This window comes from Afipia dichlorophenoxyacetatis (genome assembly GCF_055386385.1).
On sequence record NZ_AP029250.1, the window covers coordinates 3,845,347 to 3,862,140 of the forward strand.

18 protein-coding genes are annotated in these 16,794 nt (G+C 57.2%); 8 read left to right on the forward strand and 10 right to left on the reverse strand.

Translation table 11 applies throughout. From position 1 onward, the window contains the following. Nucleotide 1 precedes the first annotated feature (1 nt). Nucleotides 2-529 (reverse strand): molybdopterin-guanine dinucleotide biosynthesis protein B, encoded by a 528-nt coding sequence (gene mobB, locus ACZ5C3_RS18010; protein WP_464031794.1) that lies wholly within the window; start codon nucleotides 527-529, stop codon nucleotides 2-4. 135 nt (nucleotides 530-664) lie between these two features. Between mobB and mobA the strand changes: the two genes are divergently transcribed. Further along, on the forward strand, nucleotides 665-1,300 hold the full coding sequence (gene mobA, locus ACZ5C3_RS18015; RefSeq protein WP_464031796.1) for a molybdenum cofactor guanylyltransferase MobA: 636 nt from the start codon (nucleotides 665-667) through the stop codon (nucleotides 1,298-1,300). Nucleotides 1,301-1,307: 7 nt separating this feature from the next. Here the strand turns inward: mobA and ACZ5C3_RS18020 are convergent, their stop codons facing one another. From ACZ5C3_RS18020 to ACZ5C3_RS18050, 7 genes are read right to left on the reverse strand one after another with little or no spacing between them, the layout of a single operon-like run. After that, a complete protein-coding gene (locus ACZ5C3_RS18020; protein WP_464044196.1) occupies nucleotides 1,308-1,751 on the reverse strand; it encodes a PTS sugar transporter subunit IIA in 444 nt (147 codons plus the stop codon). Between the two features lie 53 nt (nucleotides 1,752-1,804). Beyond that, nucleotides 1,805-2,494, reverse strand: a complete 690-nt coding sequence (locus ACZ5C3_RS18025; RefSeq protein WP_464031799.1) for a response regulator transcription factor — start codon at nucleotides 2,492-2,494, stop codon at nucleotides 1,805-1,807. Continuing rightward, nucleotides 2,491-5,214, reverse strand: a complete 2,724-nt coding sequence (locus tag ACZ5C3_RS18030; protein WP_464044197.1) for a DUF4118 domain-containing protein — start codon at nucleotides 5,212-5,214, stop codon at nucleotides 2,491-2,493. The genes ACZ5C3_RS18025 and ACZ5C3_RS18030 overlap by 4 nt, the downstream gene beginning before the upstream one ends. Before the next feature lie 41 nt (nucleotides 5,215-5,255). Further along, on the reverse strand, nucleotides 5,256-5,861 hold the full coding sequence (locus ACZ5C3_RS18035; protein WP_464031802.1) for a K(+)-transporting ATPase subunit C: 606 nt from the start codon (nucleotides 5,859-5,861) through the stop codon (nucleotides 5,256-5,258). Between the two features lie 11 nt (nucleotides 5,862-5,872). Further along, a complete protein-coding gene (kdpB, locus tag ACZ5C3_RS18040; protein ID WP_464031804.1) occupies nucleotides 5,873-7,990 on the reverse strand; it encodes a potassium-transporting ATPase subunit KdpB in 2,118 nt (705 codons plus the stop codon). 25 nt (nucleotides 7,991-8,015) lie between these two features. Continuing rightward, nucleotides 8,016-9,719 (reverse strand): potassium-transporting ATPase subunit KdpA, encoded by a 1,704-nt coding sequence (gene kdpA, locus ACZ5C3_RS18045; RefSeq protein WP_464031806.1) that lies wholly within the window; start codon nucleotides 9,717-9,719, stop codon nucleotides 8,016-8,018. Between the two features lie 13 nt (nucleotides 9,720-9,732). After that, complete coding sequence (locus tag ACZ5C3_RS18050; protein ID WP_213739054.1) at nucleotides 9,733-9,822, reverse strand: K(+)-transporting ATPase subunit F; 90 nt, start codon at nucleotides 9,820-9,822, stop codon at nucleotides 9,733-9,735. Nucleotides 9,823-10,420: 598 nt separating this feature from the next. Here ACZ5C3_RS18050 and ACZ5C3_RS18055 point away from each other — a divergent pair. The 5 genes from ACZ5C3_RS18055 (at nucleotide 10,421) to ACZ5C3_RS18075 (ending at nucleotide 13,535) form a co-directional block, all read left to right on the forward strand. Then, nucleotides 10,421-10,888, forward strand: coding sequence for a hypothetical protein (locus ACZ5C3_RS18055; protein ID WP_464031808.1), 468 nt, complete (start codon nucleotides 10,421-10,423; stop codon nucleotides 10,886-10,888). A 470-nt stretch (nucleotides 10,889-11,358) separates the two neighbouring features. Then, nucleotides 11,359-11,655: a hypothetical protein gene (locus tag ACZ5C3_RS18060; RefSeq protein ID WP_464031810.1), complete on the forward strand. Its 297-nt coding sequence runs from the start codon at nucleotides 11,359-11,361 to the stop codon at nucleotides 11,653-11,655. Between the two features lie 33 nt (nucleotides 11,656-11,688). Continuing rightward, the gene (locus tag ACZ5C3_RS18065; RefSeq protein WP_464031812.1) at nucleotides 11,689-12,126 is read left to right on the forward strand and encodes a dCTP deaminase/dUTPase family protein; all 438 of its coding nucleotides are present in this window, start codon (nucleotides 11,689-11,691) and stop codon (nucleotides 12,124-12,126) included. 5 nt (nucleotides 12,127-12,131) lie between these two features. Next, nucleotides 12,132-13,100, forward strand: a complete 969-nt coding sequence (dapA, locus tag ACZ5C3_RS18070; protein ID WP_464031813.1) for a 4-hydroxy-tetrahydrodipicolinate synthase — start codon at nucleotides 12,132-12,134, stop codon at nucleotides 13,098-13,100. Nucleotides 13,101-13,139: 39 nt separating this feature from the next. After that, nucleotides 13,140-13,535, forward strand: coding sequence for a hypothetical protein (locus ACZ5C3_RS18075; protein ID WP_464031815.1), 396 nt, complete (start codon nucleotides 13,140-13,142; stop codon nucleotides 13,533-13,535). Nucleotides 13,536-13,819: 284 nt separating this feature from the next. Here ACZ5C3_RS18075 and ACZ5C3_RS18080 read toward each other — a convergent pair whose 3' ends face one another. Beyond that, nucleotides 13,820-14,131, reverse strand: a complete 312-nt coding sequence (locus tag ACZ5C3_RS18080; RefSeq protein ID WP_464031816.1) for a hypothetical protein — start codon at nucleotides 14,129-14,131, stop codon at nucleotides 13,820-13,822. Nucleotides 14,132-14,421: 290 nt separating this feature from the next. On the opposite strand from ACZ5C3_RS18080, the gene ACZ5C3_RS18085 reads away from it, so the two are divergent. Further along, nucleotides 14,422-15,696 (forward strand): PQQ-dependent sugar dehydrogenase, encoded by a 1,275-nt coding sequence (locus ACZ5C3_RS18085; RefSeq protein ID WP_464031818.1) that lies wholly within the window; start codon nucleotides 14,422-14,424, stop codon nucleotides 15,694-15,696. A 145-nt stretch (nucleotides 15,697-15,841) separates the two neighbouring features. Then, on the forward strand, nucleotides 15,842-16,123 hold the full coding sequence (locus ACZ5C3_RS18090; RefSeq protein WP_464031820.1) for a c-type cytochrome: 282 nt from the start codon (nucleotides 15,842-15,844) through the stop codon (nucleotides 16,121-16,123). Between the two features lie 16 nt (nucleotides 16,124-16,139). Here ACZ5C3_RS18090 and ACZ5C3_RS18095 read toward each other — a convergent pair whose 3' ends face one another. Then, entirely contained in the window at nucleotides 16,140-16,706 is a 567-nt protein-coding gene (locus ACZ5C3_RS18095) for a c-type cytochrome (protein ID WP_464031822.1), read from the reverse strand. Nucleotides 16,707-16,794: the final 88 nt, after the last annotated feature.

Here is a 16,794-nt window from a genome sequence, read left to right on the forward strand (position 1 = left end):
GTCAGCTTTCTAACGCCTTGCTGGCCATGATTTCCTCGATCGACGCTGCGGACTCCAAAATCATGCTCGCGATCGCCGGAATATCATTCAGATCAGCTTGGGGCAGCCGTGTGTCGATCTTTTGATCTGTGGCGATGCCGACGATGGCCGGGTCATCGGGAAACAGCAGCGGCTTGTCGTTGGCTGCGCGATAGATTTCAATCTTGGGATGCGTATCAGCTTTAAAGCCCTCGACGACAACCAGATCAACCGAGGACATCCGCACAAGATGGTCCCGCAGAGGAGGTTCAGGCGCACCGCGAAGTTCATGCATCAACGCCCATCGACGGCCCGATGAAATCAGAACCTCGGTTGCACCTGATTGCCGATGAACCCACGAATCCTTTCCAGGCACATCCACATCGAAATTATGATGGGCGTGCTTGATGGTGGAAACTCTGAGACCCTTGGCAACAAAATGGGGGATGAGGCGCGTCAGCAAGGTCGTCTTGCCCGCTCCGCTCCACCCCGCCAGCCCAACAACCTTCATTCCACCCCTCCGGCCCTCTACAAGGGCAATTCAACACTTGGCCGTCCTTATCATATAGATTGGGTCCGGCGACCGAATTATTGGACCGAGATACCAGCCAACACGACTGTCTATGCCCCGGAAAACAGGTGAAAATTGACTGATGGCTCCCCCAAAACTCTCGGCGTTTTGCTCGCGGGCGGTCTGGCTCGGCGGATGGGCGGTGGCGACAAGCCAATGCGGACCATTGGCGGCCGCACCATCATGGAGCGCGTCATCGCACGACTGGCCCCCCAATGCGATGAGCTGATTCTCAACGCGAACGGCGATCCGTCCCGCTTTGCGGCTTTCGAACTTCCCGTAATTGCGGACAACATTGAGGGCTTCGCAGGTCCACTTGCCGGCGTGCTGGCGGCGCTCGACTGGAGCGCAGAACACCGCCCTGATATCGAGTGGGTGCTGAGCACCGCCACGGACTGCCCGTTTCTGCCGCGAGACCTCGTTAAGCGCCTCCATCAAGCAAGAGCAGTTCAAGGGGCTCTCATCGCTGTCGCAGCTTCAGGCGAACATGTGCACCACGTGGTTGCACTATGGAGCGTGTCCCTGCGTGATCAATTGCGTGACGCACTGGTGAAAGAGGATATTCGAAAGGTTGGCTTCTGGATGGCGCGCTACAAGCCCGCGACCGCCACGTGGCCGGCCGTGCCTCTCGATCCATTCTTCAACGCAAATACGATCGAGGATATTGCCGAAGCCGAACGGCTTGCGACGCTGGATGACGGAGCGCAGTAAGCGAAAGCTATTCTATCATTGCCGAATAGAGGTCGGATTCGTTGCGAGAGCGGCGCAACTGCGTCAACACCTCATCCGTTTTGAACTTTCGGGCCACGGACGCCAAGGTAACGAGTTGATCTGCCTCCGGCGGCGCAGGCAGCAACAATAGAAAAACCAGGTCGACCAGTTGACCATCAATGGCTTCAAAGTCGATGGCTGGCTTGAGTCTGACCATCATACCGTAAGGCTTCTTAACGACCGGCAATCTGGCATGCGGAATAGCAACGCCCCTCCCCATTCCGGTCGACCCCAGATCTTCGCGCTTTAGCAGCTCAGATGCGACGTAGTCTGACTGCAGACCGAGATTGGACGCAGCCTTCTTCGACAGCTCTTGCAAGAGCTGCTGCTTACTTGCCGCTCGCACATCGCAAAGAACATCGGTCGGGGCGAGAAAATCAGAAATTGTCATCGTAACTCCGGAACCGCGAAATCCAGAACGTGTCACCATCAATTGCATCGTCATCAATCCGGAGCACGAAGCCTGTAACCGATTCCTGTCTCGGTCAGGACATATTGAGGTTGTTCCGCATCGCCTTCGATCTTCTGCCGGAGCTGCCGAACATAAACACGCAGATACTGGGCGTCAGTCAGTTCATCCCACAGCTCGTGCAACAGAAACTTGTGAGTGAGGACTTTGCCCGCATGTTGGACCAGGACGCGCAGAAGGTCATACTCCTTCGGAGACAATTTGACGTCCTTGTCGCCGACTTTCACGATCCGCCGCACCAGGTCGACGGAGAGATCTCCTGCGCGGAATATTGGACGTTCGCCGTGAACCTGTAGTTGATGACGGAGTGCCGCTCGTATACGCGCGAGAAGTTCATCCATGCCGAAAGGCTTGGTGACGTAATCGTCGGCTCCAAGATCAAGTGCCTGGACCTTGCCGGCTTCATCTCCGCGGCTCGAAAGAACAACAATAGGAACACTGTCGTTGCGGGCCCGAATGGTCCGCAACAGCTCGTGCCCCTGGATATCTGGCAATCCAAGATCGAGGATCACCAGATCAGGCTTGCTTTCAAGCAGTTCCAGCGCTGTCTTGCCATTTGGCGCATCGAGAATCTCATACCCTTGCGTGCTTAGCCCCATTCGCAACAGCTTGCGGATAGGTGGTTCGTCGTCGACCACAAGAATTTTGAGCGGAGCGGCGCTCATGCTGCGGTATCCAGTTTTTCAGTGATTTTAGGGATGGGAAGTTTGATCGTGATGATTGCGCCTGTCCGATCGGTTCTGTTCGCGGCTGAGATTGTCCCATGCATGGCTTCTACGAAGCCGCGAGAGATTGCAAGGCCAAGCCCTGTGCCTGGTCGAACATGATCGCCTTTCTGCACGCGATAGAATTTATCAAAGACGTTTTCAAGTTCGTCCGTCGGAATGCCATCGCCCTCATCCAGAATTTGCAGAGCAACTGAGTTTGCCTCCCGCCAACTCTGGATCTGAACGAGTGTGCCCGCAGGAGCATATTTTGCTGCGTTGTCGAGCAGATTGAACAAAACCTGCTCGAACAAAACTGCATCCAATTCCAGCATCGGAAGCTCAGCCGGAAGCGCGAGCTCCACGCGGTGATGAACGAGAATTTTACTTGCCCGCCGCAAGGCACTTCCAACCACTTCACTGAGATCATGAGGCGCAGAGTTCGGTACAATTGCGCCGGATTCGAGTTTGGTCATATCAAGCAGATTGGCAATGAAACGGTTGAGCCGCTCAGATTCGTCGATAATCGTTGCCAGCAGGTCACCTTTTTCGGCATCGGTCAGGCGGGTCGACAAATCACGCAATGTGCTGGCAGAACCCAAAACCGAAGACAGCGGCGTTTTGAGATCGTGAGAAATCGACGTCAACAACGCCGAACGAAGCCGGTCCGTCTCCACCACCCGTTTCACGTGATCGATGTCTTCGACAAGCCGTACGCGCTCAATGGCAAGCCCGCCCTGATCCATCAAGGCATCGAGCAAGCGCGTCTGATCAGGTGTCAGGATCGGACCCGATCGGTCGTCATCAATACCCACCACGCCAATCGGCCCGCGTCCAGTTCGCATCGGCAGGAACAGTCTTTTTGCGCCTGGAAGCGTATCCGATCCTCGTCCTGCTGGTCGGTCGTTACTCCATGCCCAATTCGCTGCCGCAAGGTCGGCTTGATCGAGTTCGTCCTCAGGTGGATAGCCAGCTTTCACGGCAATCGTGCCATTCTCCGGCAGCAGCAGGACGACGCGGACCTTCAGCATCAACGCGGTTTGATAGGCGGTTGCCCACAACACGTCATCCAGCGTCCCCGTTCCGGCGAGCTTGCGGCTGAAGGAGTAGAGATATTCGGTGGTACGCGCCCTGCTCGTCGCGACCAGCGCCTGCGTCCGCACCCGCGCAGCAACGTTAGAGACGAGAACTGCAATTAAAATAAAGAAGAAGAACGCAGCAATGTTTGTCGGATCGGAAATGGTAAACGTATAGGTCGGCGGCAGAAAGAAGAAGTTATAACAAAGCGAAGCCGCGATGCTCGCCAGTAACGACGGCAACAAGCCGTAGCGAACCGCGACACTGACAACGACAGTGAGAAACACCAAATCGACGTTTTCAATGCCGAACAGTGGCCGGATCAGCAATCCGACCCCGAGAGCAATGCCAACCAGCAATAGCGACATTGCATAGGGTAGCGGATCTCGGGGCGGTGATGATTCAGCCGTTCGCACCCCCTTCTGAGGCGATGCTCCCTGCTCCAACTTGTCACCGGCGATCACGTGAACACTGATGTTGCCTGCGCGCCGCACGAGGTCGTGGACGATCGAACCACGAATGAGCTCAAACCACCACGATCTACTCGACTTTCCAATGACGATTTGCGTGACGTTATTTCCTCGCGCAAAATTCAAGACATCATCCGCGATGCGCGTCTCGACGGCCGGAATCGTCAAAACGTCAGCGCCGAGTGTCTCAGCAAGTCGCAGTGTGGCTGCGAGGCGATCTCGCTCGACGTCCGTGAGTTGCAAACTCCTGCGTGTCTCAATACAGATTGCGGTCCACGGCGCATGCAGTCGGTCGGCAAGGCGCTTGGTGTAACGCACGAGGCCAGCGGAGCGTGGATCCTCACTGACACAAACCAAAATACGCTCGCCGGCTGCCCACGGCCCGGGGATGGCGTTGGCCTGCATGTGATTAAGCAACTGCTCGTCAACTCGCTCGGCAGTTCGCCTCAGTGCAAGCTCACGTAACGCGGTCAGGTTGCCGGGAGAAAAGTAATGCTCCAGCGCCCTTTCGGCTTGCTTGGGCATATAGACCTTACCCTCGCGAAGACGCTGGATAAGATCATTCGGTGTCAGATCGACCAGTTCGATATCGTCGGCGCGGTCAATGATCGAATCCGGAACGGTCTCGCGCACCCGCACGCGCGTGATTTGCGCGACGATGTCGTTCAGGCTTTCAATGTGCTGAATGTTGACAGCGGTATAGACATCTATGCCGTTGTCCAGCAACTCCTCGACATCGAGGTAGCGCTTCGGGTGACGGCTGCCGGGCGCGTTTGTATGCGCAAGCTCATCCACGATGGCAATCTTCGGACGCCGCGCGATCAACGCATCGAGATCCATCTCATCAAGGACCTGGCCTCGGTAATCCAACGCTTTGCGGGGCAGAACTTCGAGGCCACTCAGAAGCGCCTGGGTCTCTACCCGACCATGGGTCTCGACAACACCGACCACCACGTCCACGCCCGCCTTGAGTTTGGCGTGAGCGCTTTGCAGCATTTCATAGGTCTTGCCAACGCCAGGAGCCGCCCCAAGAAATATCTTGAGGCGGCCGCCATGTCCCTCTTCGCGCCGTGCGGCCTCTAGCAGAGCTTCCGGCGACGGTCGTTGTTCAGAATCGCGAGTGGTGATCGCCATCAGCCATTCTATTCCTCACACCGCTCAACACCTGGGCGGCTTTAGTTCGCGGCTGCACGATCTAGCGCCATGTTGAGCGCCAGTACGTTCACGCGAGGCTCACCGAGAATACCGGCAAGTCGTCCCTCGGTCTGATCGTTCACGAGCTTGCGAACGTTATCTTCGGACATTTTACGTGCTTTCGCAACGCGAGGCACCTGAAACAGCGCCGCCTCCGGCGAGATATGGGGATCAAGACCGCTGCCCGTGGTGGTGACAAGGTCCACCGGTACGGGCATCGAGGGGTTCTCCGCCTTCAGCTTTTCGACGTCCTCTGTCAGGCGATCACTGAGCGCCTTGCTGGTCGGCCCCAGGTTGGAGCCGGTGGAGTTTGCCGCGTTGTATGGCGCAGGGACTGTCTTGGTCGAGTCATTCGGGTCGGCAGCCGTGGTCACCGACGGGCGACCGTGGAAGTAGCCATCTCCCTTGAATTCCTGCCCGATCAGGGCCGATCCAATGGTCTTCCCATCTTTCTCGATCAAGCTTCCCTGCGCCTGATAGGGAAAGAGTGTCCCCGCGATACCGGTCATCGCCAGCGGATAGGCAAGACCGGTGATAGCGGTCAATCCAATGACCATAACCAGGGCCGGACGAATTTCCTTCAACATAATGTGTCTCCTCAGGCCAGGTGTAAGGCGGTGACGACGATGTCGATCGCCTTGATGCCAACGAACGGAATGATGATGCCACCGACACCGTAGATCAGCAGGTTGCGGCTCAACAGCGCGCCGGCGCCGATCGGCTTATAGGCGACGCCTTTCAGGGCGAGTGGGATCAAGGCGATGATGATGATCGCATTGAAGATGATCGCCGAAAGGATCGCACTCTGCGGGCTTGAAAGATTCATAATGTTCAATGCCTGCAGTTGCGGATAGAAGGCGAGGAAGATCGCAGGAATGATGGCGAAATACTTCGCCACGTCATTGGCGATCGAGAACGTGGTGAGAGCACCGCGCGTCATCAGCAATTGCTTACCGATCTCCACGACTTCAATCAGCTTGGTCGGATTTGAATCAAGATCGACCATGTTGCCGGCTTCGCGAGCCGCCTGCGTGCCGGTATTCATCGCCACGCCGACGTCAGCTTGTGCCAGTGCCGGAGCGTCGTTGGTGCCGTCGCCGCACATGGCAACGAGCTTACCTTTTGCCTGCTCATCGCGAATGAGCTTCAGCTTGTCCTCAGGTGTCGCCTGAGCCAGGAAGTCATCGACCCCTGCTTCCGCCGCGATGGCCGCTGCGGTCATCGGGTTGTCGCCCGTGATCATGACGGTGCGAATACCCATGCGGCGCAGTTCGGCAAAGCGTTCGCGGATGCCGCCCTTGACGATATCCTTCAAGTGGATGACGCCCAACAGCCTTCCGTCGCGAGCGACGGCAAGCGGCGTACCGCCCGACTTGGCAATCTCATCCGAAATCGCGCGGATCTCCCTCGCGATATCAGTGTCGACTGAGGGAATAACGCGAACGGCGCTTCCTCCTGCTGCCGCCAAGGCTCGAGGGGTCGGGCCACTCACGTAAGCCAGGATTGCATCGACCGCGCCCTTGCGGACCGAAGAACCACCCGCATCGACCCCGCTCATGCGCGTTTGCGCGGTGAACGGAATGAAGGTCGCTCCGAGTTCGGCCATATCACGGCCGCGGATGCCATATTTTTCCTTGGCAAGGACCACGATGGAGCGGCCTTCCGGCGTCTCGTCCGCGAGCGAAGCGAGCTGCGCTGCGTCAGCAAGATCCTGCTCAGTGACGCCGGTCACGGGACGGAACGACGTCGCCTGACGGTTTCCGAGCGTGATGGTTCCGGTCTTGTCGAGCAACAGCGTGTCAACGTCGCCCGCTGCTTCCACCGCGCGGCCCGACATGGCCAGCACGTTGAAGCGCACCAGACGATCCATGCCGGCGATGCCGATGGCGGACAACAATGCACCGATGGTGGTCGGGATCAGCGTCACGAACAGCGCAACGAGCACGATGACCGAAACCGATCCACCGGCATAAGCTGCATAGCTTGGAATGGTGACGGTCGCGAACACGAAGATGATCGTCAGGCCGGCCAGAAGGATGTTGAGCGCGATCTCGTTCGGCGTCTTCTGACGCTCCGCGCCTTCAACCAGCTTGATCATGCGGTCGATGAATGTGGAGCCCTGAGACGCAGTGATGCGAACGCGGATCCAATCCGACAGCACCTGGGTGCCACCAGTGACGGCCGAGCGGTCGCCACCGGATTCACGGATCACAGGGGCCGATTCACCGGTGATCGCTGCTTCGTTCACAGAAGCAACGCCCTCAACTACTTCGCCGTCCGACGGGATGGTGTCACCGGCTTCCACCAGGACAACGTCCCCGACCTTCAGGCTGGTGCCCGGAACCATGCGGTAGGTCAGGTCCGAGCCGGTCAAGAGCTTGGCCTGGGTCTCAGTCCTGGTTTTCTTCAGCGACTCGGCTTGTGCCTTGCCGCGCCCTTCTGCAACCGCTTCAGCAAAGTTTGCAAACAACACCGTGAACCAGAGCCAGAGGATGATCTGGAATGCAAATCCCAGATCCTCTCCGCCGGTGACAAGATTGCGGATGAAAATGACCGTCGTCAGCGCGGCGACCACTTCCACCACAAACATCACGGGGTTTTTGATCATCGCCCGGGGATCGAGTTTGGTGAAAGAAGCGCCGATCGCGGGAAGAACGATCTTCGGATCGAGCAAGGCAGAGCCCGACGTCCGCTTCTGTGGGTTTAAGGTATCCATGGATGTAACTCCGAAATGATATCGATCAGAACAGGGTGTTCGCATTCATCGCGAGATGCTCGACGATCGGCCCCAGCGCGAGCGCGGGGAAGAACGTGAGACCACCGACGATGAGGATCACACCCACAAGAAGCCCGACGAACAGAGTGCCTGTGGTTGGGAACGTGCCTGCCGAAGCCGGAACCGACTTCTTCTCCACAAGCGAGCCGGCAAGCGCCATGGCCGGTATGATCATGAAGAAGCGACCGACCAGCATCGAGCAACCGAGCGTCAAGTTGTAGAACATGGTGTTGCCAGTGAGACCGCCGAACGCAGAACCGTTGTTCGCCGTGGCCGATGTGAAGGCATAGAGCACTTCAGAGAAGCCATGCGGTCCAGCGTTCGCCATTGACGCGACAGCCGACGGCAGCACGACGGCAACAGCTGTCCAGCCGAGATACATCAACGGCAGGATCAGGATCGCGAGCATCGCCATCTTGACCTCACGCGCCTCGATCTTCTTGCCGACGTATTCCGGCGTACGGCCGACCATCAGTCCGGCGACGAAAATCGACAGGACGACGAACAGCAACATACCGTAAAGACCTGCACCGACGCCGCCGATGATCAATTCGCCGAGCTGCATGTTGATTAGCGGAATCATGCCGCCGAGCGCGGTGAATGAGTCGTGCATCGCATTGACGGCGCCACAGGAGGCTGCGGTTGTCACCACGGCAAACAAAGCCGAAGCAACGATGCCGAAGCGGACTTCCTTGCCTTCCATGTTGCCACCAGTCAGGCCGAGGTTGCTCAGGATCGAAGTCCCCGAAGCTTCCGCCCAATAGGTGATAATCACGCCGGCCATGAACAGCACACCCATGGCGGCGAAAATCGCCCAACCCTGGCGCTGGTTACCAACCATCCGGCCAAACACGTTGGTCAAGCCTGCACCGACGGCGAAGATCAATGCCATCTGGACGAAGTTTGACAATGCGGTCGGGTTCTCGAACGGATGAGCCGCGTTGGTGTTGAAGAAACCACCGCCGTTGGTTCCAAGCATCTTGATAGCGATCTGAGATGCGACGGGTCCGACAGCGATTGTCTGCTTGGCGCCTTCCAGCGTCGTCGCATCAACATACGCACCAAGCGTCTGCGGGATGCCCTGCCAAACCAGGAACAGGGTGGCGACAACACAGATCGGCAGAAGGATATAAAGTGTCGAGCGTGTCAGATCGACCCAGAAGTTTCCGACAGTTCGCATGGAAGAACGGGCAAAGCTGCGGATCAGCGCGACGGCGATCGCAATGCCCGTCGCAGCCGACACGAAATTCTGAACCGTCAGCCCCATCATCTGGGTCAGATACGACATCGTGCTTTCGCCGCCGTAGTTCTGCCAGTTCGTGTTGGTGACGAAGCTCACTGCCGTATTGAACGACAGGTCCGGTGCAACGGCCGATTGCTCTGCCGGATTGAACGGTAACCCAGCCTGAAGGCGCATCAGCGCGTACAGAATGACGAACCCGCCGATCTGGAAGAACAGCATCGAGATCGCATAAGTGAGCCAATGTTGCTCACGCTTGTCATCGACGCCTGCGATCCAGTAAAGACCGGCCTCGATGGGACGAAGTACCGGCGAAAGAAACGTTCGCTCGCCGTTGAAAACCTTTGTCATATAGCCGCCGAGCGGCTTCACGAGCGCGATGATCACCGCGCAAAACAGTAGAATTTGAATCCAGCCAATGAAAGTCATGATGATGCGCCCCTCAGAAACGCTCAGGCCGCAACAGAGCGTAGGTTAGGTAAAACAGCAGCCCTGCGGAAACGAGGCCGGCAAGTGTGTAATCGAAGATCATGGTCGCTCTCCTCAGAGCCGATCGCAGGCGTAGGCGTAGCCCACTGACAAAGCGAAAAAGCCCAAACCCAGGGCCAGCATGATGAAGTCCAACATTGGAGTGCTCCTTGCGGCACGACGACCGCATTCACGCGGTCGGTGCACTATCGGGCGTAAATTCAACGCACCTCAAAGCACAGGAATCCCTGCGCATCTGTGCAGAGATGGAATGGCACCCGGAGCATAGGTTTTCGAGATAGGAGGGCCGGCGACGTTATAGGAATTTCATAAAGGCGCCAGAAAGGTTCATTGATGCGCTTATCTGGAACCACGCATCAACCCATTGAAATTCAATGAAACTCCTACCCGGCACCACTCGCCAACAGGCTTACCGGAAGCCCCAGCCGATCACGGGAATATGCGAATTCAACCGCGACATATAACAAGCTGCGTCGCCTGTGTGATTGTGGCGCGACGAATGCGGGGAGCGTCGCCGTAGCATTTATACGGCGCCTATATCTTCGTTGTTATTCCCCTCTCGCATTCAAATGGTGCTTTGCCCACCTTGCGGGCTGATCGCGTTCGCGCGCTCGGCTTAGAAGAATAAAGAGTGCAAGGCCATGTTATATCACTCTCCCCGCGCCAAGCGGCTTACCGCAATCGCAAATCGCTTGTGCGAAGCCACTGGCAATGCGAATGATCTGATCGCTGCGGTCGCGACAGAAGCCTATCGCGACGAGAACGGTCAGGACCAGGTCCCCGCGCAATTGAGACGGTTGATTTCCGCAGAAGCATGGACGGATGCTGGACTTGCGCTCATTGCCGACAAGTTACCCCAATGGAAACTACGCCGTCTCGCCTATGATGAAGGTCAGTGGCACTGCGCACTCTCCCTTCAGCCTGACCTCCCCGATTGGCTCGACCAGGCTATCGAGACAACTCATTGGGACCTTTCCCTCGCCGTAATGAGCGCGTTCGTCGAAGCCCTACGGCAGCTGCCAGAGACACCCAGGACAACTCGCACGCCAACCGTACCACGCGTTCGGCCGACGCGTGACGAGACGATCCTCTGCGAAAATTTTGCCTGAACGCAGCCCTCGGTTCTCATCCATTAAGTAGGGCGCAATGGCACAATCTCCCAACATGCCGAACGACACGAGATCCATTCAGGTCCTTGTGAGGTTTTTCTTGAGGATCGCTGTCCTGAGTGTCTTTGCAGCTCTTGGACATGTCGGCTTCACGAGGAGTCTGGCTGCCCTGCTCTGGTTATCCACCATTCTATGCGTCGTAGCCGGCACGTTACGGCGAGAGTCGTTCTTCAATTCTACCCTTACTCACTGGGATGAAGGCGTCGCCTATGCTGCGCTGTATTGCCTTATGTCTTCGTTTAATGCCGCCGTCGTGTCGTAAACCAGCGTCTTTCGATTTGGCCGTCACCCAACGCTTATGTTTCCCCTATGAAATCACCCAAGCCTCGCTCTCGAAATCATATGCCTTGGAGCAGACATTTCGCGTGTGAGCAGACGTCGTCTGATTCACTTTGATGAGGAGATAAACCTTGAAGCATACTGAACCTCCCTCGTGTAGCTCATCTCTTGTTTTCATCGGCAAAAACAGCCGAGGCAACTGGGTTGCCCAGGAACAAAACGGCCTCTTTGGCGGCCTCTTCGTAAATCGCGCCGAAGCTGTCCGATATGCACTTTTCGAAAATGGCCATCATCCCGAGACGATCGTAGCGACGCCTGACGTGCTCGAGCTCGACATGGGCGGCCGCAATGTCAAACGACCCGAGCTTGCGATCGCAAGCCAGATCACCTTCGACGCTCAGAGCTTGCGCCAGCGGCGGGTCGCGTAACGGATATACCACTCTCTTGTTCAGGAGGCATCAGTGCTTCAAACCCCTGACCTCGCTCGTGAGCAAATTGTCAGAACGATGATCGAACTGACACGGCCATCAAGCCTTCACCGTATTGTTGTCGCGGGCAGCGACTGTGCGGATATCGACCTCGATCTCCGTCGTCGCGGATTCTTTCGCGTCACAACAATGGGTCGATGCATTCCGCGTGCTCAACATACGGTCGGCCTGATTGCAGGCCGCCATTCTCTTCAGGCGCTGGAGCTGATGCTGGCGCAGATCACACATTTCTTGAGCACGACGGCAACGATAGCCGTCGTGATCAACTCTCGCGAGAACGGCATGAGCATGAAAATTCGCGAAAAACTGGAACGCCTCGGCTTCAGGATCGAGGCCGGTGTCAGATGCCGCGACAGCTTTGTGCTGTCGGCACGCCGGCAGAACCTCAGCCATATGGCAAACGCGGCATAAAGCAGATGACGCACGTACAACATTCCCCCGCGACATGGCTGGCGGGCTACATTCCCGATCTTCCCACGCCATTCGACAGCATTCACGAAGTCGACCTCGCCTCGTTTCGTCAACTTTGCGAACGCCAGGTTGCTGCCGGCGCAACGGCTCTGGTCGTTGGCGAACTCACCGGTGAGGATTCGACGCTCAGCCACGACGAACATTCCGCCCTCGTCCGCGCGGCCGTGCAAACCGCCCAGGGGCGCGTGGCGATCATTGCAGGCGCAGGATCGAATTCCACGGCTCAGGCGATTGAGTTGACCAAACGGGCGGAGGCTGACGGAGCGGACGCCATCTTGTCCGTCGTTCCGTATTACAACAAGCCCACCCAACCGGGAATCTGTGCGCACTTTTACGCTGTTGCAGATTCAACCAGGCTACCGATCGTCCTTCATGATGTCCCTTCCCGGACGGTCCGTGAGCTGTCCGACGATTCCCTCATCGAACTGGCAAGGTCGCCACAGTTCATCGGCTTGAGGGATGCCACCGGCGACATCACCCGTCCACTACGACTGCGATCATTGGTGAGACCCGAATTTCGGCTCCTGTCAGGAGACGATACGACAGCACCGGCGTTCCTCGTCCATGGCGGGGATGGATGTGTCTCCATGACTTCGAACGTCGTCCCCGAGCTTTGTCAGCAATTGTATCGAAGCTGCCGTCAGGGAGAATTGAAGGCTGCCAGGGGCTTGGCCGTGCGGCTCGGGCATCTCACAGCGGCTCTTTCGCGGGAGCCAACACCCGCGCCGATTAAGTATGCCCTGAGCCTCCTTGGATTGATGTCGCCTCGGGTACGTCTGCCGCTCGTCGAACTATCGGATGCTGAGAAAACCGATGTCGCGATGGCAATGGAGGCCTCGTGCAAGGGATCCGTAGTTCATCCCATGGAGGTTGACCTTACCTCCAGCTTGCAGCCCTCGGCGTCAGCTCACTGAGAATTGGCGCCTTTCCCAAGCTGGGTCAGAGAATTTTCCATGAGTGTAAAAATGGATATCTGCGATTGGCACGCCCGGACGGTGCGCGCGTGGCTGCTGGCGTTGCTGCGCTTTGCAACGACGTTGGATAATGACGACAAGCTAGCGGTCTTCGCGGCAGCAGCCGAGATCGATAAACTCAGCTCTCGTCATGGCGGTCCCTGCGGCTTCAGGTTTTTCCACAGAACGAGCGCCGAAGTCTGCACAGCAGTTGCGAACCCTCAGCAGGCGGGCAGCTCAGCGGTGCTGCGCCGTCATCTCGACCGGCTCAAAGATGAGCGCGTAAGGCGCGCGTTCGTGGCGGTTCTGGAGCTTGAGGAAGTCGCGACCGAACCAAAGATCAAATCCATAAAGGCGAAATCCCGCGACGATCTCTGGAAGGGCCTTCGCTGCTGAATGCAGCTTGATGGTCGCGACCGTGTAAAATGCCGACAGGCTTACGTCGAGCTATCTGCGATCGGTCCCGACAAAATGCATCTTAGTGCGGGCGCGAACCATATTTCTCGCGCCATTTGGGACCAGGACCGCGCATGTAGTGATCTTCCGGATGGTATCTCCTATGCGCGCCCAACCAGATCATTGTTGCAAGTGTGGAAAGCGCAGTCCCTGCCTTTGTGAGCAGGACGCCTGCCATCGAAATTGAAGCTGCGTCACGCCACCGCATGGAGTGCCCTCCTACCTCAACGAACGTGCCGATCGCTTCGCGTGACGCCATCGTCGCGATCGTACGGCGCGTAATGATGATAAACGCCTCGCATCATCAGCTCACGCTGAAGCCTGCGATGCTTTGACCTGATGATGGCTTCGCCCATCCAATGCAGAAAGCGATCAATGCGATTCAACGCGCCGCGCAGGTGGACCTGAAGGCGCTTAAGTTGAATGTCCTGTGAATGATAGACGATCGGCTCTTGGTTGCGGGTAATAAGATACGCGCGATAGTCGTCGTCGCTGATTTCCCGGTATTTTCCTGCACCCGAGTGGAGGATAGCCATTTCCAGTCTCCCGACATCCGTCGCAGCATGCAGACTGCTCTGCATGGGAAGGTGCGAAAACGGACATAGGAAATCGAGATGGCTGGTCAGACGACTTCATAAACATGACATAAAAGAAGTGACGGCGACCGAGCACGCTGAAAATCACAATCATGCGATGTCCACGTCTGGCAATGTTGCGTCGCCAAAAAATTTTTCTTTATCGCTTTCATCTTGCGATGTTCCACGGCTTCGCTAGGCTTGTGAATGTAAAACTTCAAAAATCAGGTCCCACCGGGAGGATAAATCAAATGTTTTACGCGACTAAATTTCGGGCTCTCAGTTCAGTTGCTGTTGCCGCTTTCTTGTGTGCGTCCGCGGTATCCGCATCTGCTCAGCAATCGGACAACCTAGACAAGCTTGGCGCATTCAAGACCACCGGCGTTACCGATATTCCAACAGTCCCCCAGACCGGCCGCAAGGTCGATGCGATCAAGGCCAATCTTGCGAAGGTCAAACTTCCACCGGGCTTTAAGATCAGCCTCTATGGCCTAGTACCTGATGCCCGGCACATCGCCGTCGGCCCGCAGGGCGTGGTCACGTTCGTGGGTACTCGGAAGAATAAAGTCTACGCCGTAACCGACCGTGGCAAGACCGGCTTCGCAGAGGAAGTGAAGGAGTTTGCGCCCTCCGTGAAGTTCACCATCCCGAACGGCGTTTGCTTCTCGAAGGACGGTGTCCTGTACATTGCAGAGCAAAATCGCGTCATGGCCTTCCCTGCAGCGGAATTCTTCTACGAGAGCCCGGACATCGCCGTTGGGCCCGTCGTCCCCCAGGGCGAACTGATCCCGAAGGAAGACGAAAGCTTCAATCACACCGCGCGGGTTTGCCGCGTCGGGCCCGACAACAAGCTGTATATTGCGCTCGGGCAACCCTTCAACGTTCCGGCAAAGGAGAAGCTTGAAGGCTTCGCCAAGGTCGGCATTGGCGGCATCATCCGGATGGATCAGGATGGCAAAAACCGCGAGGTTTATGCTGGCGGCATCCGAAACTCGGTCGGCATGGACTTCAATCCGAAGAATGGTCAGCTCTGGTTCACAGATAACCAGGTCGACGGCATGGGAGACGGCATTCCTCCCGGTGAGTTAAACCGCATCACGCAGGCCGGGCAGAACTTCGGCTTCCCCTATTACGGCGGCGGTAAGGTCCGCACCGTCGAATACAAGGCCGACACACCGCCCGGTAACGTGGTCTATCCTGAAGTCGAAATGGACGCCCATGCTGCCGACCTTGGAATGATGTTCTATTCGGGCAAGTCATTCCCGGCGAAGTACCGTGGAGGCATCTTCTCGGCCCAGCACGGTTCATGGAATCGCACCGATCCGGTTGGTGCGCGCATCATGTTCACCTCGCTGAAAGCCGACGGCAGCGCCGATAAGACCGAAGTCTTCGCTTCGGGCTGGCTGACCTCGGACGGTGAATATCTTGGCCGCCCGGTCGATGTGGCACAACTGCGCGACGGCTCCCTGCTCGTCTCTGACGATCTCGCAGGTGCGCTCTATCGCATCACATACGACGGGAAGTAAAACCACCCACATCTTCAATTCTGCCGTGAGCCAACCCGCTCACGGCAGAGTTTTTCTCTTCAATGCTATCTAAGCTTTAGAGGACAATGCGATGACGGTACGGCGGCTTTCTTTCCCACTCCTGCTGATATCCTTGAGTCTCGCGGTGACCTCTGCTCACGCCGATGGCGACGCCAAGGCCGGGCGCAAAAAAGCCCAGCAGTGCGCCGCCTGCCACGGCATCGACGGTTTGTCCAAGATGCCGGTGGCGCCCAATATCGCCGGCTCGCCTGCCATGTATCTGGAAAAGCAGCTCAAGGCCTTCCGCTCCGAAGAGCGCAAGGACGAGACCATGAACGTCGTCGCCAAGCCATTGTCCGACGACGATATCTCAGATCTCGCGGCTTGGTACTCCGGCCTGACGGTCGACGTGACGCTGCCTAACTGATCCCCATAAGAACGAACTAGCGAACATGCGCTAGATAGTAGGCAAGATCGACGATCTGCTCGTCGGTGACTGGCTGAAGTACTTCGGCCATGGTGCCATCGTAACCATGGCGGCTATTGTCCTTGTACTCCCGCATGGTCTTGACGAGGTAGTCCTCACGCTGGTTGCCGATACGCGGCACATTGTCCTGCCCCGAGAAGTCTTGCGTGTGGCAAACGTTGCAACGATGCTGCTGGACCACCGCCAGTCCGCGCTGCATCCGTGCAGGATCGCCAGCATCAGCAGGCGGCGTGGGCTTCGGCAACGTCCCGATGTAATCCGAGAACGTGCGCAGATCATCATCGGTCAGATCCTTCGCCATCTCGTTCATGATGTCGAAGGTCCGCAGTTTTTCCCGGAACATATAAAGCTGGATCAGTGCGTAAGCAGGCCGCTGGCCGCCCAGGGATGGCGTGTTCTCGGTCTCCGACGTCCCCTTCTCGCCGTGACACGCAAGACACGGCGCAACGCGATCCTGAAATGAATCGGCTTTGGCAGCCATCGTTGCAAGGACGAACGCAAGAACAGTCAGGGGAATACGCATCAGCCAATCCAGGGTTTGTAAGCACAGAAGCTATAGAAGCTATAGAAGCTAAATGCGAAAAGAAAAAGTCGGGAGCATCCACACGCCC